The following is a 25001-nucleotide window of genomic DNA, read 5'->3' on the forward strand; positions in this document are numbered from 1 at the left end:
CAGATTCCATGAACTTGCCACCCAGCAGACCGAAGCCGATAGCAGTACCCAGAGCACCCATACCGATAAGTAGAGCAACAGCGATGTATAACATGTATATCTCCGATTTTTAGTTAAGTAAAAAGTTAAAGGTTTAAGGTTAAATTAGAAAAAAATCTCTAATACGTTTTAGTGATCTTCACACGCCAGGCTCAAATACACGATGGTCAGCATCATGAAAATGAAGGCCTGCAGTGGCAACACCAGAATATGGAATACCGCCCAAACGAAATGCAGGGGCAATTGGAAGAAACCGATAGTGGCGATCAGAATAAAGATCAGCTCACTGGCATACAGGTTACCAAACAAACGCAGTGCCAGAGACAACGGACGCGCCAGCAAGGTAACGACTTCAAGAATCAGGTTCACAGGAATAAATACAGGGTGACCGAAAGGCTGCATACTCAGCTCTTTGGCAAAACCACCAATACCTTTGACCTTGATAGAATAAAACAGGATTAGGGCAAACACGCCTAATGCCAGGGCAAAGGTCATGTTCAGGTCAGTAGTAGGCACGGCTTTCATGTATACATCATGAGGATCCATACCAAAACCGTATTGACCAATCATGCCTGCAATAGATGGCAGTACATCAACCGGCATCAAATCCAGCAGGTTCATCAACAGAACCCACACAAAAATGGTCAGGGCCAGAGGGGCGATTAGCGCACTCTTACCGTGAAAGGTACTTTTAACGTTGTCATCAACGAAATCGACTACCATTTCTACGAAAGCCTGCATTTTGCCAGGCACGCCGGAGGTGGCTTTTTTAGCTACGCTACGGAAAACAAACAAAAACAGCAGGCCCATTGCAATAGACCAACCGAGAGTATCCACATTCCACTGCCAAAAGCCGGCGTCAGCACAGGCTTTATTAAATGCAATACCAGAATCGGTATTACACATTGTGGCATTGGTCAAATGGTGCGTGATGTAATCTTTGGTAGAGATTTCTGATGCCATTAGTTATCCCAACAAGTTTTTTAAAAAATCTTTCATCTCAAGGCTTTATTTTTATTAACACGAGCCATTGAGTCAGCATTGTGGCGGCGAAACTGGCAAACAGCACTGGAGCCTGAACATAAGGCCACTGAAATACCGCCACAAAGATAAAAATCGTCAATATCAGTTTGAATTTAGAGCCCTGACTGAAACTGCGAACCACAAGATCATTCTTACTGGCTCCAGCATATCTAAAGGCAAGGTGGGCAAATACGCTATTGGGAATGATGCAGGTAAACACGCCTGCAATTGCGGACAACCCGCTGTCAGCCCCCCACAACCACCAAGCAGCAAGGGACAAAACCAAGCCAGTCAGGCTCTGGGCGATTAGTACTCTTCTGGCCAGCAACTTGCCGGTCCTGGCCAAATCCGCCACCGCGTTCCCCGCTCAATTCAAACTCAATTCAAAAGCGCCAAAATTATACTGTTTCGCCGTAAATATTCAACAATTACCGGATTATGCCTTGGTCTTATAAGATCGAAGAATAAAGCGTCTTGTAGAATGGCAGCTAGTGAATCTTAGAAAGAATGCCGTCCAACTCATCCAGGCTGGTATAGCTGATGACCAGCTTACCTTTACCTTTGCTGTTATGGTTGATAGAAACGGCGGCACCAAGATTCTCGGCAAGTTGCGTTTCTAGTCGCTTAATATCGGGGTCGGCTTTCTTTTCAGGCTTTGCCGGAGCAGGTTCAAGCAGCTTACGCACCAGCTTTTCGGCATCACGAACCGTCATGCCTTTAGCCACGACGGCACGTGCGGCTTCTACCTGAAGGTCTCCTTCCAGACCGAGTAATGCACGGGCATGACCCATTTCAATATCGCCGTACTCAAGCAACAATTTAACGTCATCATTGAGATTGTTTAAGCGCAGCAGATTGGTCACGCTGGCGCGGGATTTACCTACAGCATCTGCCACTTCCTGGTGAGTCAGTTCAAATTCGTTGAGCAAACGTTGCAGAGCTTGTGCTTCCTCCATGGCATTGAGGTCTTCACGCTGAATATTTTCAATCAACGCAATAGCCACCGCAGCTTCATCAGGTACATCTTTGATCAAACAGGGAATTTCGGCCAGTTGTGCCATTTGCGAAGCTCGCCAGCGACGTTCACCCGCGATAATTTCGTACTTTTGTTCTGCCACTTTGCGAACAACGATGGGCTGGATAATGCCCTGAGAACGGATGGAAGACGCCAGGTCTTCCAGCGCTTCTGGCGACATGTCTTTGCGAGGCTGGTATTTGCCGGGTTGCAAAAACTCAACAGGTAACTTTTGCAATTCACCACTTTTTTCGAGCTGTTCCAGGTCCTGTTCCTGTTTGACATGCTGGTTACTGGTAGCCAGTAACGCATCAAGGCCTCGGCCTAGTCCTCGTTTCTTGCTCGACATGGGATCCTCAAAAGTTCTTGGTTTACTGTGTCGGCGAATTCTAACGGATTAACCCGCTTTGGCTACAGTGGATTCTCTGTCACGTCGCCGTAAAATTTCACCAGCCAATGCCAAATAGGCCTTAGCACCAGCAGAAGATTTTTCATAATACATGGCTGGCGCACCGAAACTAGGTGCCTCAGCCAAACGCACATTGCGGGGAATAACCGTACGGTAAACCTGTTCGCCAAAGTGGCGTTTTAGCTGCTCGGATACATCATTAGCCAGACGGTTACGAGGATCATACATAGTGCGCAGCACACCCTCGATTTTAAGCTCGGGATTAACCACAGAGGCCAATTTACGAATAGTATCCATCAGCGCTGTCAGCCCCTCCAACGCATAGTATTCGCACTGCATGGGCACTAAAACCGAATCTGCCGCCGCCATGGCATTGACCGTAAGTTGGTTTAGGGAAGGGGGGCAATCGATGAAAATGTAGTCGTAATAATCGCGAACCGGCTTGAGGGCATTACGTAATCTGACTTCGCGGGCAAACTGCTCCATCAGCTTGATTTCAGCCGCAGTGACATCACCGTTGGCAGCGATCAGGTGATATTTACCGGACGTTTCTTTGATAATGACGTCATCAATAGGTTTTTCTTCAATTAACAACTCATAGCAAGTCGCGTCTACGTCAAACTTATCGACGCCACTGCCCATAGTCGCATTTCCCTGCGGATCAAGATCAATTAGTAAAACCTTGCGCCGGGTTGCCGCCATGGATGCGGCAACATTCACCGCAGTGGTCGTTTTGCCTACACCGCCCTTTTGATTTGCAATGGCAATAACCTTACCCAAGACAGTCTTCCCCACGTTCAGTTAGATTTTCTGGATCTTGACCAGATGGCGTTGCGCATCCAGACCCGGTACTTCCAGCTTGACGACCTCGCAGACCTTGAAGTTCGCGGGAATTTCGTCCAATTCTTCGGCTGGAAATTGGCCCTTGAGGGCTAAAAAAGTCCCTTGAGAATCTACCAGATGCTGGCACCAGTGCAACATATCTTTTATGGATGCAAAAGCGCGGCTTAGAACGCCATCATAAGGCACATGCTGATGAAACTCTTCCACACGACTCTGCACCGCCTGAACATTGGTCAAACCAAGCTCATGAACAACTTGTTTAATAAAACGTATCCGTTTGCCCAGACTGTCTAACAGCACAAACTTTGTATCAGGCAGCATGATGGCCAGAGGAATCCCAGGTAAACCAGGCCCAGTTCCTACGTCGATATAGTGCTTACCAGTGATTTGCGGCGCAACAACCACGGAGTCAAGAATATGCCTAATCAGCATTTCCTTAGGATCGCGCACAGAGGTGAGGTTGTAGGCTTTGTTCCACTTATCCATCAACTGTACAAAACCCACAAGCTTCTCAGTCTTTGATTGCTCTACAGGCAAGCCCATTTTGACCAGATAGGTATTCAAACTGGCCAGCAATTCACTATCAATTTTCATCATCAAGCTGATTCTTTATCCAATTTTTTTAGCAAGCCCTGCTTTTTGAGGTGTACAAGCAGCAATGAGATAGCAGCAGGTGTGATCCCGGAGATCCTGGATGCTTTACCAACAGTTTCAGGGCGGGCCGATTTGAGCTTGGCCACCACTTCGTTGGACAAACCAGAAATGCCGGCATAATCCAGATCAATAGGCAGTAAGGTATTCTCATTGCGTTGCGTCCGCTCGATTTCATCTTTCTGCCGCTCGATGTAACCAGCGTACTTGATCTGAATCTCAACTTGCTCAGCAGCTTGAGGATCATTCAGGCCAGGGCCAAGATCGCTGATTTGCATCAAGTCGGCATAAGTAACTTCAGGTCGACGAACCAACTCTTCTAGTGAATGCTCGCGAGAAATCGGATTTTTCAGCTTCAGATTCAACTCAGGAACTGCTGCATGTCCAGGATGGATCCATTGACTACGCAAGCGCTGTCTTTCAACCTCAATGGCTTCCAGTTTAGCGTTAAAAGCAGACCAGCGAATATCATCCACCAGCCCCAATTCGCGACCTTTAGCGGTTAAGCGCAAATCCGCGTTATCTTCGCGCAGTAGCAAACGATATTCTGCGCGACTGGTAAACATACGATAAGGTTCCTGCGTGCCCATAGTTGCCAGATCGTCGATCAACACACCAACATAAGCCTCATCACGACGAGGTGTCCAGCTGGCTTTCCCCTGAACCTGTAATGCAGCATTCATACCTGCGATGAGCCCCTGGGCGCCGGCTTCTTCATAGCCAGTGGTACCGTTAATTTGTCCGGCAAAGAACAACCCATTAATGTACTTAGTTTCCAAAGATTGCTTGAGATCTCTGGGATCAAAAAAGTCATACTCGATGGCGTAACCTGGGCGAACAATATGAGCATTCTCAAATCCCTTGATGGAGCGCACTAATTGCCACTGAACATCAAAAGGCAAACTAGTGGAAATCCCATTCGGGTATATTTCAATGCTATTTAACCCCTCAGGTTCAACAAAGATCTGATGTGAGGTTTTATCCGCGAAACGTACGATCTTATCTTCAATAGAAGGGCAATATCTTGGCCCAATTCCTTCAATAACCCCAGCATACATCGGTGATTGATGCAGATTATTGCGGATAATTTCGTGCGTTTTCTCATTAGTATGGGTGATATAACAAGGGATCTGTCTGGGGTGATCCTGGATCTTACCCAAATAAGAAAATACCGGTAAAGGATCATCTCCAGGTTGTTCCTGCATGGCTGAAAAATCCAATGTTCTAGCGTCTAAACGCGCCGGTGTACCGGTTTTCAGTCGCCCGACTCTGAATGGCAGTGCTCGCAATCTTTGCGCCAGAGCATTGGATGGCGGATCCCCAGCCCTGCCTCCCTGATAATTCTGCAGGCCAATGTGGATAATACCACCCAGGAAAGTGCCAACAGTAAGAACAACAGCACTTGCCTGAAATTTTAATCCCATCTGGGTAACCACACCGGTCACCCGATCGTTTTCAACGATGAGATCTTCGCAAGATTGTTGAAACAAGGTCAGGTTAGGTTGCTGTTCAAGAATGTTGCGAATGGCTGCCTTGTACAGGCTACGGTCAGCTTGTGCGCGGGTCGCGCGCACTGCAGGGCCCTTGCTTGAATTCAGAGTTCTGAATTGGATCCCACCCAGATCCGCGGCAAGTGCCATAGCCCCCCCTAGGGCATCTATCTCTTTGACCAGATGGCCTTTACCTATTCCACCAATAGCAGGATTACAGGACATTTGCCCGAGTGTATCGATGTTATGTGTCAGCAACAGGGTTTTCATACCCATTCTGGATGATGCTAATGCCGCTTCTGTGCCTGCATGACCGCCACCAATGACAATCACATCAAACTTTTCTGTGTAAAACATCTTTCACTCTGACCTGCCAAAATTTGGGGCGCATATTCTATAGATTTTCCTGGCTAAACGGAACGATTAAAATTCGAGCAGGGGATCTATGCGATCCTCTGATCCGGATAAGAAAAGAAAGGATCTATTCTGATCTCTTTATTTATATTTATTATATTTAAGCAGACACGATCCTCTGGATAAGCCATTTTAATTATTACCAATCAATAACATAGGTAACGATCTTAGGTGTGAGTAATCGTTGATCTATTGGGTATAAGCTGGGATCAAAACGCGATCTTATCCACAGTCGATTTTCTTGTCTAAGTTATTCTTGCATTGATCAAAGGTTGATCACAGTAAACCTATAGATCTTATCCACAATTCCTTTATTCCTGTGGCTTCGCTGTGAATAAACTATGAGTTGATCCTGAGTAAGATCCTAAGATCTGAGTGGCGATAAGGGAGATCAGCGATCAGGAAGGTGCGGCGAGATCTGGGGATAATGATCTGAAAATGATGGCGGCGCTGACGGCGATATTTTTTGCCGTCAGCAGAAATAGTTATCTAACTTGGTTAGGAACATAGCCTGAGGTGGATTTTTTACTGGCAGATGTAAAATCGTCTGTGACTGTTTTACGTCGGCTGGGACCACTGAATCGAACTTTATAGGTGTCGTATTCCTTGATTGATTCAAAGCAATAAGGCCCCAGAGCCTGTTCAAGCCCAGTGAGATCATGATTAGTTATTAGAATACAGTTTTTATTCTGGCTATGACGCTGGCGCAGTAAGGTGCCTAACCAGCTTTGTGTGCTCTTCTTTAGTACGGTTTCGTTTACGCAGACTTCGTCTAAGATTAATAGATCCACAGACATAAGCTCCTGGGTGATCTCACGAAACTTCTGTCCTATGTCATCCTTGGCTGAATAATCATAGGAAAAGTACCGCATTTCCAGCAAGCTGGTCAGTTGACGATACAAAACGGATATTTCATAGCGATCTATAAGCTCATGCGCTATGGCGCCGGCAATATGCGATTTTCCTCGACCATAGTCCCCATAGAACACCATCATATGTGAGCCACTGGCTCGCCAGCTGGGGTCACTATGGGCGGCTATAAAAGACTGTGCAATGCTCACCGCTTCTGTGACGTCCGGACTGTCCTGAATGAGGTTGTCAAATGTCCACTTCGGATTTAAGTCAGAACGGCCGTGAATTTGCTCTATGCGCTTCCGTTTGGCATCTAGTTGCTGCTGACGTACTTCGTTGTTAGCTTGTTGTTCGTACTCTTTGCGAAGCTGCGCATAGTCTTTTACTTGCTCTACCGGTTTGGTCTTCCCCAAGGTTCGGCCGAGTTGTTCGATTTTATCCTTTAGGCTTTGCACTGTATTTCTCCACCAGTTTCTTGGCGTTTTCATCTGCTGCTACTCCGGGTGTAGCAGAAACAAATTGTTGCCCGATTTTATGTCTGCTACCCGGTGTCAGACGAGACTTTTTCAATTGTAGAACGAATCGCTGCGTCCACTGAAATTGGGTCAGGCTAATTTCCGGACGACTTAACCAATATGCGATGAACTCGCCGACGTCTTCATCAGAATACTGGTTATCCAACAAACCTACCAACTGACTTAATTCATCAAATAATCTCTGGTTTGGGCGCCAGTCGACAGACATACACTGCCAATGCAGATGTAAGGTTTGGTATTGGGTCTGTGATGCCACAACCAGAGGAAGTAGTAATTGCTGGCCATTTAAGCTGCGACTGCTAATACATTCATCGCGGCTGTCTACTAAACCAGCGTCAGCAAGTTCTCGTAATAACTGATTGATATGTCTGCCTAGACTCAGCAACGGCTGTTTACTGTTAAGCAGAGCTAGTAGTTTACGGTAGTTCAGGGGCTTGGTTAAGCCAGTTGTATTATCAGCGTCTGGTCGCAAGCCCAGGCAATAAAGTACTCTGGCTTCGTTGCTCAGAGCCCCATTTAGCGCAATCAATTCGGACTGATTCAATTGTTACCTCTGCAACCGGGATTTTATTGCGTCGCGAACTAAGTCGGATTCAAACCAGGCTACAACTTCATCTTCAGGAACGGGGTGTTGTAACACATCAATCAGTATGGGCTCAGCCAGTAGCGTGGCACCTGCGTTATTTAACAGTGTCTGCATCTGCTTGGCGCCTTCACAGAAAGTATCGTAGCTACTGTCCCCCAGTCCGACTAAAAGATAGGCAAGCTGAGGTAATTGCTGTTCTTCAAGCTGTTTGGAAAAAGGTTTTATATTGTCTGGTAGCTCACCCGCCCCATGAGTTGATGTGCAGACAAGCCATAGGGCTGAATTGTCTAAATCAGCCAGATCCGGCTTTAGATGCAGTTGGTTGGGAATTTCCATTTCCTGCAATTTTTCGACTAGTGCATCGGCAACATACTCAGTTGCACCCAACATTGAACCGACCAGTATTTCTATTTTTTGCATGTCAAAATGTGCTGATAACCTCAATGCCGGCATTATATCAAGTTGTCGACAAATTAGCCTTGATTGCTTTTATGCCTGACGGCCGTTGACTATGTTTATAGCTATAGTGAAATGATCAGCGTAGTTTTAACAGACAAGTGCTTTGTGAGATCAGAGTTGCCAATGAGCCAAGCCACTTATATTGAGGAAGCGTTGCTGTTCAGCAACGAAGATGAGGAGTTACAAAATTGTCGCGATAGCAATCAACCCTGGAAGGTGCTGATTGTTGATGATGATGAAGAAGTACACATACTGACGCGTTTGGTATTACGTGACTTAGTCTTTGAGCAGCGTCCACTGTTGTTGTTAAGTGCTAAAAGCGCGGCAGAGGCACGTAAGGTGCTAGCCGATGAGCAGGATATTGCACTGGTGTTGCTGGATGTAGTGATGGAGTCTGATGATGCAGGCTTACAGTTAGTTAAGTTTATAAGGGGGGAGCTTGGGAATGATGAAGTGCGCATTATTTTGCGCACCGGGCAACCTGGCCATGCACCAGAGCAGGAAATTATTCTCCAGTATGATATTAACGATTACAAAGGTAAGACTGAGCTAACCGTTCAGAAGCTTTTTACAGCGGTAATTGCTTCTCTTCGTACTTATATGTACATCGAAAAAGTCACGCAGTTAAATCAACATTTAGAACAAAAAGTGCAGGATCGTACCCAGGAGCTCGAAAAAGCCAACACCCGTTTACAACAATCCCTGAAACTTTTGGAAGATGGTGAAAAGGCGGGCAAACAGGTCCAGTTCAAGCTACTACCGGAAAAGGAACTTTCTTTAACTTCATTGAAGTTCTCCCATTTTTTAATGCCCTCAGAAATTATGAGTGGAGATTTCGTCGATTACTTTTCTATCGATGACCGTTATATCGGGTTTTATTTGGCGGATGTGGCTGGCCACGGGGTGTCGTCTGCTTTTATTACTATTTACCTAAAGCGCTTTATTACCACTCTGCAGGAACAATATCGTTTCAATAAGCAAACTGCACTTATCGATCCCGCCTCTGTATTGTCTATGTTGAATCAAGCATTAATCTCCGATGATTTGGGTAAGCATATTGCGATTTTTTATGCTGTGGTTGATTTGCAGTCCAATCAATTGAGCTACGCGAATGCTGGGCTCTTTCCCTGGCCGGTATTGATTCAAAATGGGCAATCCAGCTTTATAGAGACTAAAGGCACGCCGGTAGGATTGTTTGATTTTACGCAATATCAAACGAGTCAATGCCATCTGGCTGATGAATTCAGGCTATTTGTTTGTTCCGACGGCATACTCGACATCATGCAAGACAGCAATCTGGAAGATAAAATGAGTAAATTACTTGGCTGTCTGAAGCTTATACCTAAAACTCAGAATGTCTTGGCTGAGCAGTTTAAAATTACCGATTCGACCAGTTTGTCAGATGATTTGACAGTATTGAGCGTACTTCGCTAAGCGAAACTTGATTCGGAGGTGTTATGAGAGACGAACAGGTTTATTTTGCCAATCATGCGGGTTTATGTGTGTTTAAGTTTGTCGGAGAACTAAGGCATACCTCGGTGGAGGGTATGGACGGATTTATCCGTCATTTATTTGAGCAGCAACACGCATGCTCTCGGGTTTCTGTTGATTTAACTGAGACCGAATATATGGACAGCACCTGTTTGGGGTTGCTTGCTATGCTGGCCAGACTCAGCTTGAGTAACAGCAAAGGAAAACCAAACTTGTTCTGTACCAATGCCAATATGTTATTGTTGCTAAAGAGCATGTGTTTGGATCAGGTTTTTCATTTCGTCGAAGAACGCATAGAAGATATTCAGATGGATGAGTTAATTACGGAATCAACAACGGAGCCAACAGCTGATGCGCAGGCTGAGCTTATTTATCAAGCACACAAAGAACTTAGCGCACTGAGTGAAGACAATAGAAAGTTATTCCAACCGGTTGTAGAACTGATGGAGAAGGAGCGGCAAGGCAATTAAATATTGGCCTTGCCAAAAATAGGTCGCGTTGGATTATTAACAACTTTATACCTGCATAACCAGCACGTTTACACCTATTATGTTGGTGAATAATATGAACTAGTGGCTATTTACCGATACAGAAAGAGCTGAATATTCTTCCCAACAGATCGTCAGAGCTAAATTCACCTGTGATTTCGTTCAGATGTTGCTGCACTAAACGAAGTTCTTCTGCCAGTATTTCTCCGGCAATACTGCTGACCAACTGCTCGTAGCCTATATCTAAGTGTTCTGCTGCCTTTTCTAGTGCCTCCAAATGGCGTCTTCTGGCAATAAATTGCCCTTCGGTGCTAGCATCAAATCCCATACAGTCTTTTAGATGTTGAGCTAAAAGATCTATACCTTTGGCCTGGCTGGCACTCAGACGAATCAAAGTGTTTCCCTCTATCTCTGCTTTTTCAACTGGTTCACCGGATAAATCGACCTTATTGCGGATTAAGGTGACTTTTGTGCCGCTTGGGAGTCTTTCTATAAATTCGGGCCAGATTACCTTAGGATCGGTTTCGCTGGTTTCGCAGCTGTCGACCATCATTAACACCCTGTCAGCTTGGGCGATTTCCTGCCAGGCACGCTGAATACCTATTTGTTCCACCTTATCATCGCTATCTCGCAAACCTGCGGTATCAATAATATGCAGGGGCATACCATCAATATGTATGTGCTCTTTCAAAACGTCACGTGTGGTGCCGGCAATGTCGGTGACAATAGCGGCTTCTCGGCCGGCTAAGGCATTCAGCAGGCTAGATTTACCGGCATTGGGGCGACCGGCTATAACGACGCGCATTCCTTCGCGCAGGATACTTCCCTGGCGAGCTTGGGTGCGTATTGCTGATAGCTGTTGGATGATGTCTTGCAGGTCATTTTGAACTTTGCCGTCGGAGAGAAAGTCGACTTCTTCATCCGGAAAGTCGATGGCCGCTTCAACATAGATTCGCAGATGGATAACCTGTTCAACTAAGTGGTGCACTTGTTTAGAAAATTCACCCTGCAGGGAGCGAACAGCAGAGCGGGCGGCCTGTTCAGAGCTGGCATCAATCAGATCTGCGATGGCCTCTGCCTGAGCCAGGTCCATCTTATCATTCAGAAAAGCGCGTTCACTGAATTCGCCTGGACGCGCTATCCGCAGGCCATCAACGGCAAGAATGTGACGAATCAACATGTCCATAACAACCTGACCACCGTGTCCCTGGAGTTCCAGTACATCTTCGCCGGTAAAGGAATTAGGTGCCTTGAAGAACAACGCTATGCCCTGATCCAGAGGCTTTCCTTGTTCATCATGAAAAGGCAGGTATTCCGCAACACGAGGAGCAGGGACTTTACCCAGTACACGCTTGGCAACCTGCTGGGCTTGCTGGCCTGATACTCGGATGATGCCCACACTTCCTCGCCCTGGGGCGGTAGCCTGAGCAACAATGGTCGGTTGTCTGGTCATTACGCTTAATCGCGGAAATTGGTGAACTGGAATGGCTGCCCAAGGTCGGCAGATTTGACCAATGCAATGGCTTCTTGCAGGTCATCTCTTTTCTTGCCGGTAACGCGCACTTGATCACCCTGAATAGAGCTTTGCACCTTCACCTTGCTTTCCTTGATCAGTTTGCTGATCTTTTTCGCCATGTCTTGTTCAATACCTTGGCGAAACACCAATATTTGCTTATAGGTTTTACCACTGCGCTCGATACCTTTTTGCTCAATGCTTGCGGTACTGACTCCACGCTTGGCGCATTTAGAGCGCAAAATTTCCTGCATCTGTTGAAGCTGGAATTCTGCCTCTGCAATCAGCGTAACCTGATTATCTTTTTGTTCAAAACTGGCTTCTATTCCACGAAAATCAAAACGGGTATCCAGTTCGCGGATGGCGTTATCTACGGCATTTTTCACTTCAACCAGATCAATTTCAGAGACGATGTCAAAAGATGGCATGTCGGTTCCTCTAGGGTGATGAATAGGGGTATTTTACCCAACAGCTAAAGAAAAGGCCCGTATAACGGGCCTCTGAATTTGCTTTTAGTGGGATTTGATACCGCGTTTTTCCATGGATGCGTAGATCATCTTAGCCTGAACTAGAGTGATGACATTACTAATCAGCCAGTACAGTACCAGACCCGCCGGGAACCACAGGAAGAACACGCTCATCATGACTGGCATCCACTGCATGATTTTCTGCTGCATTGGATCCTGTATGGTCATAGGCTGCAGTTTCTGTAACAAGTACATACTGGCACCGGTTAGCACTGGTAGCACAAAGTAAGGGTCTTTAACTGACAAGTCGGTAATCCACAGGAAGAAGTCTGCATGACGTAGTTCAACACTTTCCAGGAATACCCAGTAAAGAGCCAGGAATATAGGCATTTGCAGCAGCAGAGGGAAACAGCCCCCCATAGGGTTCACTTTTTCCTTCTTGTACATTTCCATCATGGCCTGAGACATCTTTTGACGGTCTTCGCCATAGCGTTCTTTGAGCGCCTGCATTTTGGGTTGCAAAGCACGTAGTTTAGCCATGGATTCGTACTGAGCTTTAGTCAGCGGATACATGGCGCCTTTAACAATAATAGTGATGATAATTATGGCCAGGCCCCAGTTACCCACCAAGCCGTGGATAAATTGCAGTAACCAGAACAAGGGTTGTGAAAGCCACCACAGAATGCCGTAATCTACAGTTAAATCTAAACCTCTTGCGAGCTGTACCAGATCGTCCTGATCTTTAGGACCTGCATAAAAGGTGCTGCTTAGCTTAAGGGTTTCACCTGGCGCAAGGGTTTTCAGGCTACCTTTAAAACCAATGCTGGCGAATTCATTGTTCAAAATACGGCTGTAAAGCGTATTTTGTTCTTCTTGCGGTGGGACCCAGGCTGAAACAAAGTAATGCTGAAGCATGGCAACCCAGCCGCCTTGGGTATTTTCATTTAATTTTTCGTCTTCAATATCGTCAAAAGCATGCTTCTGATAGCGCTCTTCGGCTGTTGAATAGGCGGCGCCACGGTAGGTAGGCATAAACATGCTGCCTTCCGGACCTGCTAATGACTGCTTTAATTGTGCATATTGTTGCACATGAATAGGTGCTGCGGAGTTGTTCTGAACACTGTATTCGACGTTAATGTCATGCTTGCCTTTCTTGAAGGTAAAGGCTTTGGTAATCATTACACCATTGGCGTTTTGATAGGTAAGAGGAACTATTAAAGTGTCTTCGGTCAGATGATACTCGGTGGCCTGAACCGTATAAACTGGGCGCCCCTGAGCTGAGGAATCCGGGCCATCAGGACCAATCAGCCCACTTTGCGCGATATATTGATGGCCTGGCTCTGATGTCAGTAGCGTAAAGCTCTCAGTGGAGCCTTGAGTGACCGGGAAGTCAGCGAGCTTAGCTGACACTATGTCACCACCCTGAGTGTTTATTTGCACATCCAGGCTATCAGTTACCACGTGGATCAACTTACCCTGGGTTTCGGCCAATGCTGCCGGATGCTGGCTATCAGCAACAGGAACATCATCCGACACAGGACTACTTATGTTAGCGGTACTGCCTGCAACTTCGGCTGTTTGAACAGGCGGTTGGCCATAATCCAATTGCCATTGTTGCCACAATAAAAAGCTGACCAAGGCCAGGCCAATGAGAAGAAAGCTTCTTTGGGATTCCATAACTGACTACTTTTATCTTATGTTTTCGGCGGGACGGGATCGTCTCCCCCCGGATGTAAAGGGTGGCATTTTAATATGCGTTTGATGCTTAACCAACAACCAATCACAACACCATGGCTTTTTATTGCTCCAACAGCATATTCTGAGCAGGTCGGATTGAATCTGCATCTCGGCCCCAAAAGCGGAGAAATCCACCTTTGGTAAAGTCGAATTAGCCAGATACTGGCTGATTGCAACGCTGTTTGAGCTTTTTCCATAACCTACTCAAGAGTTCATACAACTGTTGATTGGTCAATTGATCCAACCCGGATTTGCCGACTAACACTATATCAGCACTGGGCAGATCATGTTGGTTTAGTCGAAAACTTTCTCGAATAACGCGCTTCAGGCGATTCCGGTCATGAGCTTTTTTTACTCTTTTTTTAGCGAGAGTAATACCAAGTCGGGGATGGTGTAAGCCGTTGGGTCTGGCGAGTGCAGTTAATTGCGGAGATACAGCAGGAATTGCTTGTTGGAATACATTCTCGAAATGGGTGGGAGTAAGTAACCTTAGCTCCCGAGAAAATTTATTTTCACCCACTTCGATAAATGCAATTAGGCTGATAAACGAGCACGGCCTTTAGCACGACGACTAGCTAGAACCTTGCGGCCATTTTTTGTCGCCATGCGGGCACGAAAACCGTGTGAACGTTTACGCTTTAAATTACTTGGTTGAAATGTTCTTTTCATAACCTAGTCCGCCGCTTCAATAACTGATGTTGACTCTTCAAGCACGGGGTTGTGCTTAAAAGGACGCCGAATTTTAGAGATCTATATGAAGCATGTCAACGCAATTTGCAGGGCGCTGTCGCTTTTATGTACCTTGCGCAAAATTATTATGTTAATAACCTATATATTTAATAGGGTTTATCCACAGAAAACAGCGAGTAGATCTCTAACTTATTAAAATAAAGGCTGCTTTTTATCCACTTATTGCTTTTTGGTATATGCCATTGTCACTCTGTCACTATTCTTTGTTGTCAAAATAAATTGATATTAATCAAATGGATATGTGTTTATCTAAGTTAATCCTGCAAAGCAGGAAAGATCGAACTTGAACATGTGGATAAATATGCGCAATAATTCACAGCCTTAGCGACAACAGGTCCTCACACCCAAATTTTTCGGTGTTCATTCTTTGTTCGCACGCATCCTTTTCGTCTTTTTAGCTGGTGACTTCATTGGTTCCGGCAGGAGTGCCTAATTAATGTCTTTATGGGAAGAATGTCTCAGGCGGTTACAGCAGGAGTTGCCCACTCAGCAATTCAGCATGTGGATTCGTCCGCTTCAAGCCCAGTATGACAACTCTACGCTGACGTTGTTTGCTCCTAATAGATTTGTACTGGATTGGGTGCGCGATAAGTATATTTCTCGTATATCAGAGTTGTTCGCAGAGATCTGTGCTCCAGATACGCCTCCAGCTCTGCATTTTGATGTAGGTGTAGCCAATAGCTTGCCAAGTGTCTCTGCGCCCATGCAACCAGCGGTAATACCCGTCAGTACATTTTCTGCACCACAGGTTGTTACTCACTCTCCAGTATCAGGTGTGCCACAGCAAGTCAGAGTTGAGCACAAGAGCAATATTAATCTGACCTATACCTTTGATAACTTTGTAGAGGGTAAGTCGAACCAACTGGCCAGAGCTGCTGCTAGTCAGGTAGCAGATAATCCTGGGGGCGCATATAACCCGTTGTTTATCTACGGAGGAACAGGTTTAGGTAAGACTCACCTATTGCATGCTGTTGGTAATGGACTGATGGCCAAGAATAAAGACGCTAAAGTGGTGTACATGCATTCAGAGCGTTTTGTTCAGGACATGGTTAAGGCTCTGCAGAATAATGCCATCGAAGAATTTAAGCGTTACTACCGTTCTGTCGATGCGCTGCTTATCGATGATATTCAGTTCTTTGCAAAGAAGGACCGCTCGCAGGAAGAGTTTTTTCACACTTTCAACGCGCTGTTGGAAGGTAACCAGCAGATTATTTTGACTTCTGACAGATATCCAAAAGAGATCGATGGTGTAGAAGACCGATTGAAGTCTCGTTTTGGTTGGGGCTTAACTATCGCGATTGAACCGCCAGAGCTGGAAACCCGAGTGGCGATTCTTATGAGAAAGGCGGTGGAGAATCGGATTCATTTACCGGATGAAGTGGCATTTTTTATCGCAAAGAGATTGCGGTCTAATGTGCGAGAATTAGAAGGTGCCTTGAATAGGGTTATCGCTAATGCAAACTTTACCGGGCGCCCTATTACCATTGATTTTGTCCGTGAAGCGTTACGAGATCTATTAGCCTTACAAGAAAAACTCGTTACTATAGATAACATTCAAAAAACGGTCGCTGAGTATTACAAAATTAAGGTGGCCGATATCCTCTCCAAACGGAGAAGCCGCAGTGTGGCAAGGCCAAGGCAGGTTGCTATGGCATTGGCGAAAGAATTGACTAATCACAGTTTGCCCGAGATTGGTGATGCATTTGGTGGTAGAGACCATACAACCGTCTTGCATGCCTGTCGAAAGATTGGCCAACTCCGTGAAGAGAGTCATGATATAAAAGAAGACTATCAGAATTTGATTCGAACCCTGTCGTCCTAAAAACTACAACGAGTCGCTCATGAAATTTACTATAAGTAGGGAAAACTTCTTACAACCTCTGCAGTTGGTTGCTGGTGCCGTTGAACGTCGACACACGCTGCCTATTCTGTCTAATGTGCTGATTAAAGTTAGTGAGGGTACACTATGGCTAACAGGCACGGATTTAGAGGTGGAGTTAATATCTAACGTAAGTCTGGCAGGGCAGTTCGAAGACGGTGAAATTACCGTTCCTGCCAAGAAGCTATTAGATATAGTTAAAGGATTTTCCGATGTTGGTGACGTTGAATTTTTGCTGGAGGGAAACAAAGCCCTACTGAAATCAGGACGCGGAAGATATTCCTTGTCTACACTCCCAGCGAGCGAATATCCAAACCTAGAAGACTGGCAAGGTGAGGTGGAGTTTGAGATTTCGCAGTCTCAACTAAAGCGGTTGATAGACAGCACGCATTTCTCAATGGCCCAGCAGGACGTGCGCTATTACTTAAATGGCATGTCACTGGAAACAGAAGACGGCATTATCCGCACTGTCGCCACAGACGGTCACAGATTAGCATTGTGCCGGACGCCTTACGAGGGAGCGCCGTTACCCGATCGTCAGGTTATTATTCCCAGGAAGGGGGTGATGGAGATATCACGCCTAATAGAGAATGATGATAAGTCCTTGAAGGTACAGATCGGTGCCAACCATATTCGAATCTTCTCTACTGATTTCATTTTCACCAGCAAATTAGTGGATGGCCGATTCCCAGATTATCGGAGAGTTCTGCCTAAGGATGGGGATAAGTCTCTCGAAGCCAGTAAGGAAATACTGAAGCAGGCTTTCTCTCGAGCATCTATTCTCTCTAACGAAAAATTTAGAGGTGTAAGGCTAAACCTCTCGTCAGGTGAGCTGAAGATTACAGCTAACAACCCTGAGCAAGAAGAAGCAGAGGAAATTGTTGATGTTCAGTATCAAGGTGACAGTTTAGAAATAGGTTTTAACGTTGCTTACCTGATTGATGTGTTGAACGCGCTTGGTTCTGAAAATGTTCGTATCAGCATGTCTGATTCCAACAGTAGCGCATTAATTGAAGACGCCAAAGATGATTCGGCACTCTATGTCATTATGCCAATGAGGTTGTAATCCTGCCCATCTTTTTGGCCCTAGCGGGCTTAGCATCTAAATGATACTGGAGCGTCTCCAAATCCAGCAGTTTAGGAATTTGCAGAGTGTATCGCTTATTCCTGCTGCTGGTTTAAATGTAATGTACGGTATCAACGGTAGCGGTAAATCCTCTTTACTAGAAGCTATCCATTATCTCGGTTTTGGCCGTTCTTTTCGTAGTGCTCGACATCAACATGTTATTCAACATGATGCCGATTCTTTCACCGTCTTCTGTAAGGCGATAGATGAAGAATCAACTCAGTCTGCAGCTATCGGCTATCAGCGACTGAGAAACGGCGAGTCTATTATTAGGGTAAATGGTGAACAGCTAAACCGCGCTTCTGATTTAGTTAAGTTGTTGCCTGTACAAATATTTACCCCTAATAGTGCTGAAGTCATTCACGGTGCTCCAAGTTTACGCCGTCGGTTTTTAGATTGGGGATTGTTCCACGTGGAACAGTCTTTCCTGACGTTGAATGCCCGTTATCAGCAGATTTTGGCCCACAGGAATGCATTACTTAGGAAAGGTGTATTAGGCAGCGAAGGGGCTTATTGGAATGAATCTCTAGCGGTTAGTGGGGAGCAGGTAGATAAGCTAAGGGAGAGTTACTTGGATAGGCTGGCTCCTTATATATATGCAAATCTGAGCCATTTTCTACCTGAGTTTTCCTTCGAAATTTCGTATTATAGCGGGTGGGATAGATCTAAGTCTCTGGCGGATGTTTTGAATCAAAATATGCCTAGAGACCTAAAATATGGCTTCACATCCCAAGGACCACACAAAGCGGATCTTCGTGTTAAAGCTGACGGTATAATAGCGCAAGAGGTGCTATCGAGAGGTCAGGCGAGAATGTTGATGGCTGCGCTTCTTCTTTCGCAGTCTCAGTATTTACTGACAGAGAAACGAAAGGGCTGTGTGTTCTTATTGGATGACATTGGCGCCGAGTTAGACTCGGCCAAACGAGAAGCTTTTATCAGTGAGTTACTCAATTCTTCTGCACAGATATTTGTTACTGCTGTTGAGAAGCAACATGTCGGTTTTGTAGAAGATTACAAAGATAAAAAAATGTTTCACGTGGAACATGGCCAGGTGAAAGAGGAGTAGAAGGTAAATGTCTGAAAACAACTATGATTCGTCAAGTATCAAAGTATTAAAGGGCCTGGATGCTGTCCGAAAAAGACCTGGAATGTATATCGGTGATACTGATGATGGCACCGGTCTTCACCATATGGTGTTTGAAGTTGTAGACAACTCCATTGATGAGGCGTTAGCCGGACACTGTTCTGATATCCGAATTACCATTCACAATGATGGTTCTGTATCGGTGAAAGATAACGGTCGTGGTATACCTACAGAAATTCACCCGGAAGAGGGGGTTTCTGCAGCTGAAGTAATACTTACTGTTTTGCATGCAGGCGGTAAGTTCGATGATAACTCCTATAAAGTTTCTGGTGGCTTGCACGGTGTAGGTGTATCAGTAGTAAACGCCTTGTCAGAAAAATTACAACTGCGTATTCGCCGTGGCGGCAAGATTCACGAGCAAGAATATCAGCACGGTGTGCCTCAAGCGCCTCTTGCTCCTGTCGGTGAAACAGAGGAGAGAGGTACTAGCATTCGTTTCTGGCCAAGTCCTCAAACCTTCTCTGACACTGTTTTTCACTATGACATCCTGGCTAAACGCCTTCGCGAATTGTCATTTTTGAACTCAGGTGTTTCCATTTATCTTAATGATGAACGTGACGGAAAATCAGATCATTTTTGTTACGAAGGCGGAATCAATGCATTTGTGCAGTTTCTGAATCAGAACAAAACACCAGTGCATCAGAAAGCGTTTTACTTCTCGACTGAGCGAGAGGACGGCATTAGCGTAGAAGTGGCTATGCAGTGGAATGATGGGTTTCAGGAAAACATTTATTGCTTTACCAACAATATTCCTCAACGAGATGGTGGTACGCACTTAGCCGGCTTCAGAGGAGCGTTAACCCGTACTCTGAATAACTATATGGAAAACGAAGGTCTAAACAAAAAGTCCAAGACCAACGCTAGTGGTGATGATGCCCGTGAAGGCTTGACCGCAGTTGTTTCCGTTAAAGTACCGGACCCGAAATTTTCGTCTCAGACAAAAGACAAACTGGTTTCTTCAGAAGTGAAACCTGCAGTAGAAACGACAATGGGTGAAAAGCTCCAGGAGTTTTTGTTAGAGAACCCTGCTGACGCTAAGATCATTGCTGGAAAAATTATTGATGCTGCCAGAGCGCGAGAGGCTGCCAGAAAGGCCAGAGAGATGACCCGTCGTAAGGGAGCGCTCGACCTGGCTGGATTGCCCGGCAAATTGGCGGACTGCCAAGAAAAAGACCCTGCATTGTCTGAGCTGTACATAGTGGAGGGAGATTCTGCCGGTGGGTCTGCTAAACAGGGGCGCAATCGTAAGAACCAAGCTATCTTACCTTTGAAAGGTAAGATTCTTAACGTTGAGAAAGCACGTTTTGACAAGATGCTTTCTTCGCAGGAAGTGGCAACCCTAATCACAGCCTTGGGTTGTGGTATCGGTCGGGATGAGTATGATCCAGACAAACTTCGTTATCACAGCATCATTATTATGACGGATGCTGACGTTGATGGGTCCCACATTCGTACCTTACTTTTGACCTTCTTCTATCGTCAGATGCCTGAAATTATTGAACGAGGCTATGTATATATAGCCCAGCCTCCACTTTATAAAATGAAGAAAGGTAAGCAAGAGCAATACATTAAAGATGACCCTGCTTTAACCGCCTACCTCACGACCATGGCTCTGGATAATGCATCCTTGTATGTAAACGAGAATGCACCTGCTATCTCTGGCGTTGCACTGGAGACTTTGGTTAAGCAGTTCCAGACCACTATGAGCATGATTGATAGAATCAGCCGTATCATGCCAAAAGCATTACTGATGCGTTTGGTTTATGCCGATATCCTCAACCTACAAGATCTGTCAGACCAAACTAAGCTGGCAGCAGTAGGGCAGAAGTTGGTTAAAGAACTAGAGGATTCAGAGAGTGACGGAGCTCTGTATCGTTTTGAGGTACGAGAAGACCGCGAGCGTTCAAATTGGTATGTGGTAGTGGTGATGCGCCAGCATGGTATCGACAACGAATATCGTTTAGACCATGACTTCATTGATTCCACAGAATACAAACGTATTCGAGAGCTAAATGAAGCTATCAATGGCATCATCGAGGATGGTGGTTATGTTGCCAGGGGCGAAAAAACACAGAAAGTTGATAGTTTCGCACAGGCATTGGAGTGGCTACTGGCAGAATCTAAGCGCGGTATTTATATTCAGCGCTATAAAGGATTAGGTGAGATGAACCCTACTCAGCTTTGGGAAACAACTATGGATCCTGAAAGCCGTCGCATGCTTCAAGTCACTATTGAGGACGCCATCGCTGCTGACCAACTCTTTACATGCTTAATGGGGGACCAAGTTGAACCTCGTCGAGCATTTATTGAAGAAAATGCATTAAGGGTAGCAAACCTGGATGTGTAGTAATAAAAAAGCCGGCTTCCGCCGGCTTTTTTAATTAAATCAATTAGTTATCTTGATTTCTTATTTATGGTCACTTGTGGATGGGCCGAATGCGAGAAGTCTATATAGAATTCATAAAGTCCGGTTTCGCTTGGCGTGAACTTGAAATTGTTATTGGTCATATCGCAACTAGCTTTTACGGGCTTACCTAGCTTGACCTGCTCATCATTGTCCTTTTGTAGATAGCCGCAGTTTGAACCCTCTGACCACTGAGCATCAGCAATTCTAAAATCGTAGGGTTGCCCATCGGCAATTAACTCAGCTTCACCTTTAAATAGGGTTTCTGAAAGACGCTGCATCTTATAGTTCTCATCAGCCTCCCACCAGGTAAACACACCTCGCAAATAAAGATCTTGAATTTGCTCTTGTTCTGGCAGGCTAGGGCGACTCGCACAGGCAGACAATGTCGAAAGTAGTAGGGCGATGGTAAGCGCTCTTGGCATGGCCATTCTGCGGATCCTCAATAATTCATATACGGCTTTAATATTGCGCATAGTTATAACAAATCATCCGGGGCAAAGCGAATACGCCGGACGTTTATCTAGTACCTCACAAATAAAGAAGCCCACCAATGGTGGGCCTCAATTTTCTATGCTCGGTACTAATTTAGAATTGAGATGTCTGCGACACCCAGGAACAATGTGCGCAATTCACTCAGCAGCGCTAGACGATTAGCCCTGACTGCGAGGTCTTCATCCATGACCATGACTTGATCGAAGAACAAATCGATGCATTCCCTGAGTGTGGCTAAGCTCACTAAGGCTTGCTTGTAATCCAACTGCTGCATGCTCTGCTGAACCTGTCCTTTTACCGACTCCAGTTGGCTAAGCAGTGCTTGCTCTGACGCGTCTTTCAACAAAGCTGCGTCGACTTTGTCCTGAAGTGGTTCTTCTACCTTGGCAAGGATATTGGCAACGCGTTTATTGGCCGCTGCAAGCGCCTGGGCAGCCTCTAATGTCTTAAAGTGCTGCACCGCTTTAATGCGGGCGTCAAAATCGGCAGGGCGCGACGGACGACGTGCCAATACCGATTGGATAACATCCACATCCACGCCTTGCTCCTGATACCAGGCACGGAAACGCCCTTGTACGAAGTCAAATACCTGCTCTGCCGTGTCACTATTAGTGAGTTTGTCCCCGAACAAAGTAACAGATGCACTTATTAACGGCTGTAGGTCTAAAGGTAACGCTTTTTCTACCACTATTCTTAACAGGCCAATTGCTGCTCTTCGCAACGCAAAGGGATCTTTATCACCTTTAGGTGCCTGCCCAATACCAAATATACCAACCAGGGTATCGAGTTTGTCGGCTATTGCGACCGCACAACTTATGTTAGAGCTAGGCAGCTGGTCACCTGAGAATCTTGGCATGTACTGTTCGTTCAGTGCCAAAGCAACCTCTTCATCTTCACCATCCAAACGTGCGTAATGCATTCCCATTACACCTTGCACATCTGGGAATTCCATTACCATGTTAGACATTAAGTCAGTTTTAGATAATAGACCGGCGCGCTGAGCCTGCTGTTGATTTGCGCCAAGTGCCTCGGCCACTTTGGCTGCTAAAGAGGCAATACGTTCGGACTTATCCTTCAGGGTACCCAATTGCTTTTGGAACAGTACGGTATCAAGACTTGCCAGGCGGTCTGCCAAACGTTGTTTCTTATCTGTAGTAAAGAAAAACTCTGCGTCGGCCAGGCGAGGGCGAATAACCTTCTCGTTACCTTTAACAATCTGTACAGGATCCTTGCTTTCTATATTGGTAACAAAAGCAAAGCGTGGCAGCAGCTCGCCATTTTGAGTAAACAGCGGGAAGTACTTCTGGTCGCCCTTCATAGTGTAAATAAGGGCTTCTTTGGGAACTTGCAGGAAGCTTTCCTCAAAGGAGGCGGTAAGCACTACAGGCCATTCTACCAGCGCAGTGACTTCTTCCAGCAGGCTCTCTTCCGGTTCAATGGCGGCGCCTTCGCTGCTCGCTGCCTGGGCTAGCCCTTGCCTGATAACTTCCTTTCGTTCGCGGAAGTCTGCCAGAACATAAGCACCTCGCAATAACGCCAAATAATTATCTGCATGATCCAGCGTTAGTGGAGCAGGATGATGGAACCTATGACCGGACAGGGTGGTAGATGAGCGAATACCCAATACTTCACCGTCGATAAGTTCGTTGCCAAACATCATGCAGACATTATGCACAGGACGAATAAACTCTGTGCGCTTGTTGCCCCAGCGCATAGGTTTAGGGATGGGTAAAGCTTTAAGGGCCTGATTTACCATGTCGGCAAGAATCGTTGGCAGGCTCTCACCTTTAACATTGGCCATATGCAGTAGCCACTCACCTTTATCCGTAGATAAACGTTGAGCATCCTTAATGTCTATTCCCAAACCTTGAGCCCAACCTAGTGCGGCTCGGGTAGGTTGGCCGTCAGCATCAAAAGCAGCACTGATTGCCGGTCCCCGTTTCTCTATGACCTTGTCGGCTTGCTGATAAGCAAGGCCTTTAATGTAAACGGCCAAACGTCTTGGGGAAGCAAACCAAGTCACGTCTTCTTTTGACAACTCAGCCTGTTGAAGCTGCTTATCCATTTCCTGCGCAAAGGACTCAGCCAGCTTAGTTAGCGCTTTAGGGGGCAACTCTTCTGTGCCAATTTCTATCAGTAAGTTTTCCTGGCGCATCAGTTGCTCTCCTTCTGCTTGCACATTGGGAAACCGAGGGCTTCCCTTGACTCGTAATAGCTTTGTGCACACGCCTTAGCCAGGGTTCTTACCCTGAGAATATAACGCTGGCGTTCTGTTACAGAAATCGCGTGACGGGCATCTAATAAGTTAAATGCGTGAGATGCTTTCATCACCTGCTCGTAGGCGGGCAAGGCCAAGCCTTTCTCGATAAGAGACTGGCTGTCCTTTTCACACTGGTCAAAAGTCCGGAACAGCGCTTCTACATCCGCATATTCAAAGTTGTAGGTGGATTGCTCAACTTCATTCTGATGGAATACATCGCCGTAGGTTACACGACCCATGGGACCGTCGGTCCATACCAGATCATAAATGCTATCAACACCTTGGATGTACATTGCCAGTCTTTCCAGGCCATAGGTTATTTCACCTGTTACCGGCGCGCATTCCAAACCACCTACTTGCTGGAAATAGGTGAACTGGGTAACTTCCATGCCGTTTAGCCATACTTCCCAGCCCAAACCCCAGGCGCCTAATGTGGGCGATTCCCAGTTGTCTTCGACAAAGCGGATGTCATGTACCAGAGGATCAAAACCTAGTTCAATTAATGAACCCAGATACAATTCCTGAATATTATCGGGTGAGGGCTTCAGCATGACCTGAAACTGATAGTAGTGCTGTAGTCGGTTCGGGTTCTCACCATAGCGGCCATCAGTTGGTCTGCGGCAAGGTTGAACGTAAGCGCTGCTGATTGGCTCGGGGCCGATAGAGCGGAGAAACGTCATTGGGTGGAAGGTGCCTGCACCTACTTCCATATCAAGGGGTTGAATAATCACACAGCCCTGACGTGCCCAGTAATCCTGCAGGGCTAAAATCAGTCCCTGGAAAGTCTTTATATCGAACTTTTGCATAAGATCCGGTGTTTGCTGGTTTATTTTAAAAAATGCTGCCAAGTATACCTTTTGAGCGACTTGGAAAGTAGGCAAAATTCAGGGGAATAAGCGCTGATTAGCAGAATTGAGGGATGAGATGCTA

The 25001-nt window shown here is 45.9% G+C and carries 24 protein-coding genes and 1 pseudogene; 6 read left to right on the plus strand and 19 right to left on the minus strand.

What is annotated here, in order from left to right; all coding sequences use genetic code 11:
• The 10 genes and pseudogenes from J0A65_RS27460 to mioC all read right to left on the minus strand — a co-directional run.
• Window positions 1–94: pseudogene (locus J0A65_RS27460) on the minus strand (ATP synthase subunit c family protein); the annotation flags it as partial.
• Window positions 95–168: 74 nt separating this feature from the next.
• Window positions 169–1002 carry a F0F1 ATP synthase subunit A gene (gene atpB / locus J0A65_RS18250; protein WP_206595782.1) on the minus strand — a complete coding sequence of 278 codons (834 nt, stop codon included), beginning with the start codon at window positions 1000–1002 and terminating at the stop codon, window positions 169–171.
• A 37-nt stretch (window positions 1003–1039) separates the two neighbouring features.
• Entirely contained in the window at window positions 1040–1417 is a 378-nt protein-coding gene (locus J0A65_RS27940; protein ID WP_416135318.1) for an ATP synthase subunit I, read from the minus strand.
• Window positions 1418–1550: 133 nt separating this feature from the next.
• Window positions 1551–2426, minus strand: coding sequence for a ParB/RepB/Spo0J family partition protein (locus J0A65_RS18260; RefSeq protein WP_206595784.1), 876 nt, complete (start codon window positions 2424–2426; stop codon window positions 1551–1553).
• Between the two features lie 48 nt (window positions 2427–2474).
• Window positions 2475–3266, minus strand: coding sequence for a ParA family protein (locus J0A65_RS18265; RefSeq protein ID WP_206595785.1), 792 nt, complete (start codon window positions 3264–3266; stop codon window positions 2475–2477).
• A gap of 21 nt (window positions 3267–3287) precedes the next feature.
• Window positions 3288–3926 (minus strand): 16S rRNA (guanine(527)-N(7))-methyltransferase RsmG, encoded by a 639-nt coding sequence (rsmG, locus tag J0A65_RS18270; RefSeq protein ID WP_416135319.1) that lies wholly within the window; start codon window positions 3924–3926, stop codon window positions 3288–3290.
• Window positions 3926–5827 (minus strand): tRNA uridine-5-carboxymethylaminomethyl(34) synthesis enzyme MnmG, encoded by a 1902-nt coding sequence (gene mnmG, locus J0A65_RS18275; protein WP_206595786.1) that lies wholly within the window; start codon window positions 5825–5827, stop codon window positions 3926–3928. Before mnmG ends, rsmG begins: the two co-directional genes overlap by 1 nt.
• A 542-nt stretch (window positions 5828–6369) precedes the next feature.
• Entirely contained in the window at window positions 6370–7191 is an 822-nt protein-coding gene (locus J0A65_RS18280) for an ATP-binding protein (protein WP_206595787.1), read from the minus strand.
• The gene (locus tag J0A65_RS18285; RefSeq protein WP_206595788.1) at window positions 7172–7816 is read right to left on the minus strand and encodes a DnaT-like ssDNA-binding domain-containing protein; all 645 of its coding nucleotides are present in this window, start codon (window positions 7814–7816) and stop codon (window positions 7172–7174) included. The genes J0A65_RS18280 and J0A65_RS18285 overlap by 20 nt, the downstream gene beginning before the upstream one ends.
• Before the next feature lie 3 nt (window positions 7817–7819).
• A complete protein-coding gene (mioC, locus tag J0A65_RS18290) occupies window positions 7820–8278 on the minus strand; it encodes an FMN-binding protein MioC (RefSeq protein ID WP_206595789.1) in 459 nt (152 codons plus the stop codon).
• Window positions 8279–8440: 162 nt separating this feature from the next.
• Between mioC and J0A65_RS18295 the strand changes: the two genes are divergently transcribed.
• Together J0A65_RS18295 and J0A65_RS18300 are read left to right on the plus strand one after the other, a co-directional pair.
• On the plus strand, window positions 8441–9751 hold the full coding sequence (locus J0A65_RS18295) for a PP2C family protein-serine/threonine phosphatase (protein WP_206595790.1): 1311 nt from the start codon (window positions 8441–8443) through the stop codon (window positions 9749–9751).
• 23 nt (window positions 9752–9774) lie between these two features.
• The gene (locus tag J0A65_RS18300) at window positions 9775–10278 is read left to right on the plus strand and encodes an STAS domain-containing protein (RefSeq protein ID WP_206595791.1); all 504 of its coding nucleotides are present in this window, start codon (window positions 9775–9777) and stop codon (window positions 10276–10278) included.
• A gap of 106 nt (window positions 10279–10384) precedes the next feature.
• Here J0A65_RS18300 and mnmE read toward each other — a convergent pair whose 3' ends face one another.
• The 6 genes from mnmE to rpmH form a co-directional block, all read right to left on the minus strand.
• Complete coding sequence (gene mnmE, locus J0A65_RS18305; RefSeq protein ID WP_206595792.1) at window positions 10385–11749, minus strand: tRNA uridine-5-carboxymethylaminomethyl(34) synthesis GTPase MnmE; 1365 nt, start codon at window positions 11747–11749, stop codon at window positions 10385–10387.
• Window positions 11750–11754: 5 nt separating this feature from the next.
• Window positions 11755–12237: a YajQ family cyclic di-GMP-binding protein gene (locus J0A65_RS18310; protein ID WP_206595793.1), complete on the minus strand. Its 483-nt coding sequence runs from the start codon at window positions 12235–12237 to the stop codon at window positions 11755–11757.
• Window positions 12238–12321: 84 nt separating this feature from the next.
• A complete protein-coding gene (gene yidC, locus J0A65_RS18315) occupies window positions 12322–13953 on the minus strand; it encodes a membrane protein insertase YidC (protein WP_206595794.1) in 1632 nt (543 codons plus the stop codon).
• A gap of 17 nt (window positions 13954–13970) precedes the next feature.
• Window positions 13971–14210 (minus strand): membrane protein insertion efficiency factor YidD, encoded by a 240-nt coding sequence (yidD, locus tag J0A65_RS18320; RefSeq protein ID WP_206595795.1) that lies wholly within the window; start codon window positions 14208–14210, stop codon window positions 13971–13973.
• Entirely contained in the window at window positions 14165–14533 is a 369-nt protein-coding gene (gene rnpA / locus J0A65_RS18325; RefSeq protein ID WP_206595796.1) for a ribonuclease P protein component, read from the minus strand. Before rnpA ends, yidD begins: the two co-directional genes overlap by 46 nt.
• A 14-nt stretch (window positions 14534–14547) precedes the next feature.
• Window positions 14548–14682 carry a 50S ribosomal protein L34 gene (gene rpmH, locus J0A65_RS18330; protein WP_082633349.1) on the minus strand — a complete coding sequence of 45 codons (135 nt, stop codon included), beginning with the start codon at window positions 14680–14682 and terminating at the stop codon, window positions 14548–14550.
• Window positions 14683–15199: 517 nt separating this feature from the next.
• Between rpmH and dnaA the strand changes: the two genes are divergently transcribed.
• The 4 genes from dnaA to gyrB are packed head-to-tail and all read left to right on the plus strand — an operon-like array spanning window position 15200 to window position 21259.
• The gene (gene dnaA, locus J0A65_RS18335) at window positions 15200–16585 is read left to right on the plus strand and encodes a chromosomal replication initiator protein DnaA (RefSeq protein WP_206595797.1); all 1386 of its coding nucleotides are present in this window, start codon (window positions 15200–15202) and stop codon (window positions 16583–16585) included.
• Window positions 16586–16604: 19 nt separating this feature from the next.
• Complete coding sequence (dnaN, locus tag J0A65_RS18340; RefSeq protein ID WP_206595798.1) at window positions 16605–17708, plus strand: DNA polymerase III subunit beta; 1104 nt, start codon at window positions 16605–16607, stop codon at window positions 17706–17708.
• A 40-nt stretch (window positions 17709–17748) separates the two neighbouring features.
• Window positions 17749–18834: a DNA replication/repair protein RecF gene (gene recF / locus J0A65_RS18345; protein ID WP_206595799.1), complete on the plus strand. Its 1086-nt coding sequence runs from the start codon at window positions 17749–17751 to the stop codon at window positions 18832–18834.
• 7 nt (window positions 18835–18841) lie between these two features.
• A complete protein-coding gene (gene gyrB, locus J0A65_RS18350; protein ID WP_206595800.1) occupies window positions 18842–21259 on the plus strand; it encodes a DNA topoisomerase (ATP-hydrolyzing) subunit B in 2418 nt (805 codons plus the stop codon).
• Between the two features lie 47 nt (window positions 21260–21306).
• Here the strand turns inward: gyrB and J0A65_RS18355 are convergent, their stop codons facing one another.
• The 3 genes from J0A65_RS18355 to glyQ form a co-directional block, all read right to left on the minus strand.
• Entirely contained in the window at window positions 21307–21792 is a 486-nt protein-coding gene (locus tag J0A65_RS18355; protein ID WP_206595801.1) for an early set domain-containing protein, read from the minus strand.
• 107 nt (window positions 21793–21899) lie between these two features.
• The gene (glyS, locus tag J0A65_RS18360) at window positions 21900–23966 is read right to left on the minus strand and encodes a glycine--tRNA ligase subunit beta (RefSeq protein WP_206595802.1); all 2067 of its coding nucleotides are present in this window, start codon (window positions 23964–23966) and stop codon (window positions 21900–21902) included.
• The gene (gene glyQ / locus J0A65_RS18365; protein WP_206595803.1) at window positions 23966–24877 is read right to left on the minus strand and encodes a glycine--tRNA ligase subunit alpha; all 912 of its coding nucleotides are present in this window, start codon (window positions 24875–24877) and stop codon (window positions 23966–23968) included. The genes glyS and glyQ overlap by 1 nt, the downstream gene beginning before the upstream one ends.
• Window positions 24878–25001 lie beyond the last annotated feature (124 nt).

The organism is Bowmanella yangjiangensis, from assembly GCF_017255015.1.
GTDB lineage: Bacteria > Pseudomonadota > Gammaproteobacteria > Enterobacterales > Alteromonadaceae > Bowmanella > Bowmanella yangjiangensis.

Coding starts and splice junctions, on each gene's coding strand:
- glyQ (WP_206595803.1), bottom strand. CDS start 24,877: ATGCAAAAGTTCGATATAAAGACTTTCCAGGGACTGATTTTAGCCCTG.
- rpmH (WP_082633349.1), bottom strand. CDS start 14,682: ATGAAAAGAACATTTCAACCAAGTAATTTAAAGCGTAAACGTTCACAC.
- yidC (WP_206595794.1), bottom strand. CDS start 13,953: ATGGAATCCCAAAGAAGCTTTCTTCTCATTGGCCTGGCCTTGGTCAGC.
- glyS (WP_206595802.1), bottom strand. CDS start 23,966: ATGCGCCAGGAAAACTTACTGATAGAAATTGGCACAGAAGAGTTGCCC.
- atpB (WP_206595782.1), bottom strand. CDS start 1,002: ATGGCATCAGAAATCTCTACCAAAGATTACATCACGCACCATTTGACC.
- J0A65_RS18295 (WP_206595790.1), top strand. CDS start 8,441: ATGAGCCAAGCCACTTATATTGAGGAAGCGTTGCTGTTCAGCAACGAA.
- mnmE (WP_206595792.1), bottom strand. CDS start 11,749: ATGACCAGACAACCGACCATTGTTGCTCAGGCTACCGCCCCAGGGCGA.
- J0A65_RS18300 (WP_206595791.1), top strand. CDS start 9,775: ATGAGAGACGAACAGGTTTATTTTGCCAATCATGCGGGTTTATGTGTG.
- dnaA (WP_206595797.1), top strand. CDS start 15,200: ATGTCTTTATGGGAAGAATGTCTCAGGCGGTTACAGCAGGAGTTGCCC.
- mnmG (WP_206595786.1), bottom strand. CDS start 5,827: ATGTTTTACACAGAAAAGTTTGATGTGATTGTCATTGGTGGCGGTCAT.
- J0A65_RS18310 (WP_206595793.1), bottom strand. CDS start 12,237: ATGCCATCTTTTGACATCGTCTCTGAAATTGATCTGGTTGAAGTGAAA.
- rsmG (WP_416135319.1), bottom strand. CDS start 3,926: ATGATGAAAATTGATAGTGAATTGCTGGCCAGTTTGAATACCTATCTG.
- gyrB (WP_206595800.1), top strand. CDS start 18,842: ATGTCTGAAAACAACTATGATTCGTCAAGTATCAAAGTATTAAAGGGC.
- dnaN (WP_206595798.1), top strand. CDS start 16,605: ATGAAATTTACTATAAGTAGGGAAAACTTCTTACAACCTCTGCAGTTG.
- yidD (WP_206595795.1), bottom strand. CDS start 14,210: ATGGAAAAAGCTCAAACAGCGTTGCAATCAGCCAGTATCTGGCTAATT.
- J0A65_RS18260 (WP_206595784.1), bottom strand. CDS start 2,426: ATGTCGAGCAAGAAACGAGGACTAGGCCGAGGCCTTGATGCGTTACTG.
- J0A65_RS18355 (WP_206595801.1), bottom strand. CDS start 21,792: ATGCGCAATATTAAAGCCGTATATGAATTATTGAGGATCCGCAGAATG.
- recF (WP_206595799.1), top strand. CDS start 17,749: ATGATACTGGAGCGTCTCCAAATCCAGCAGTTTAGGAATTTGCAGAGT.
- mioC (WP_206595789.1), bottom strand. CDS start 8,278: ATGCAAAAAATAGAAATACTGGTCGGTTCAATGTTGGGTGCAACTGAG.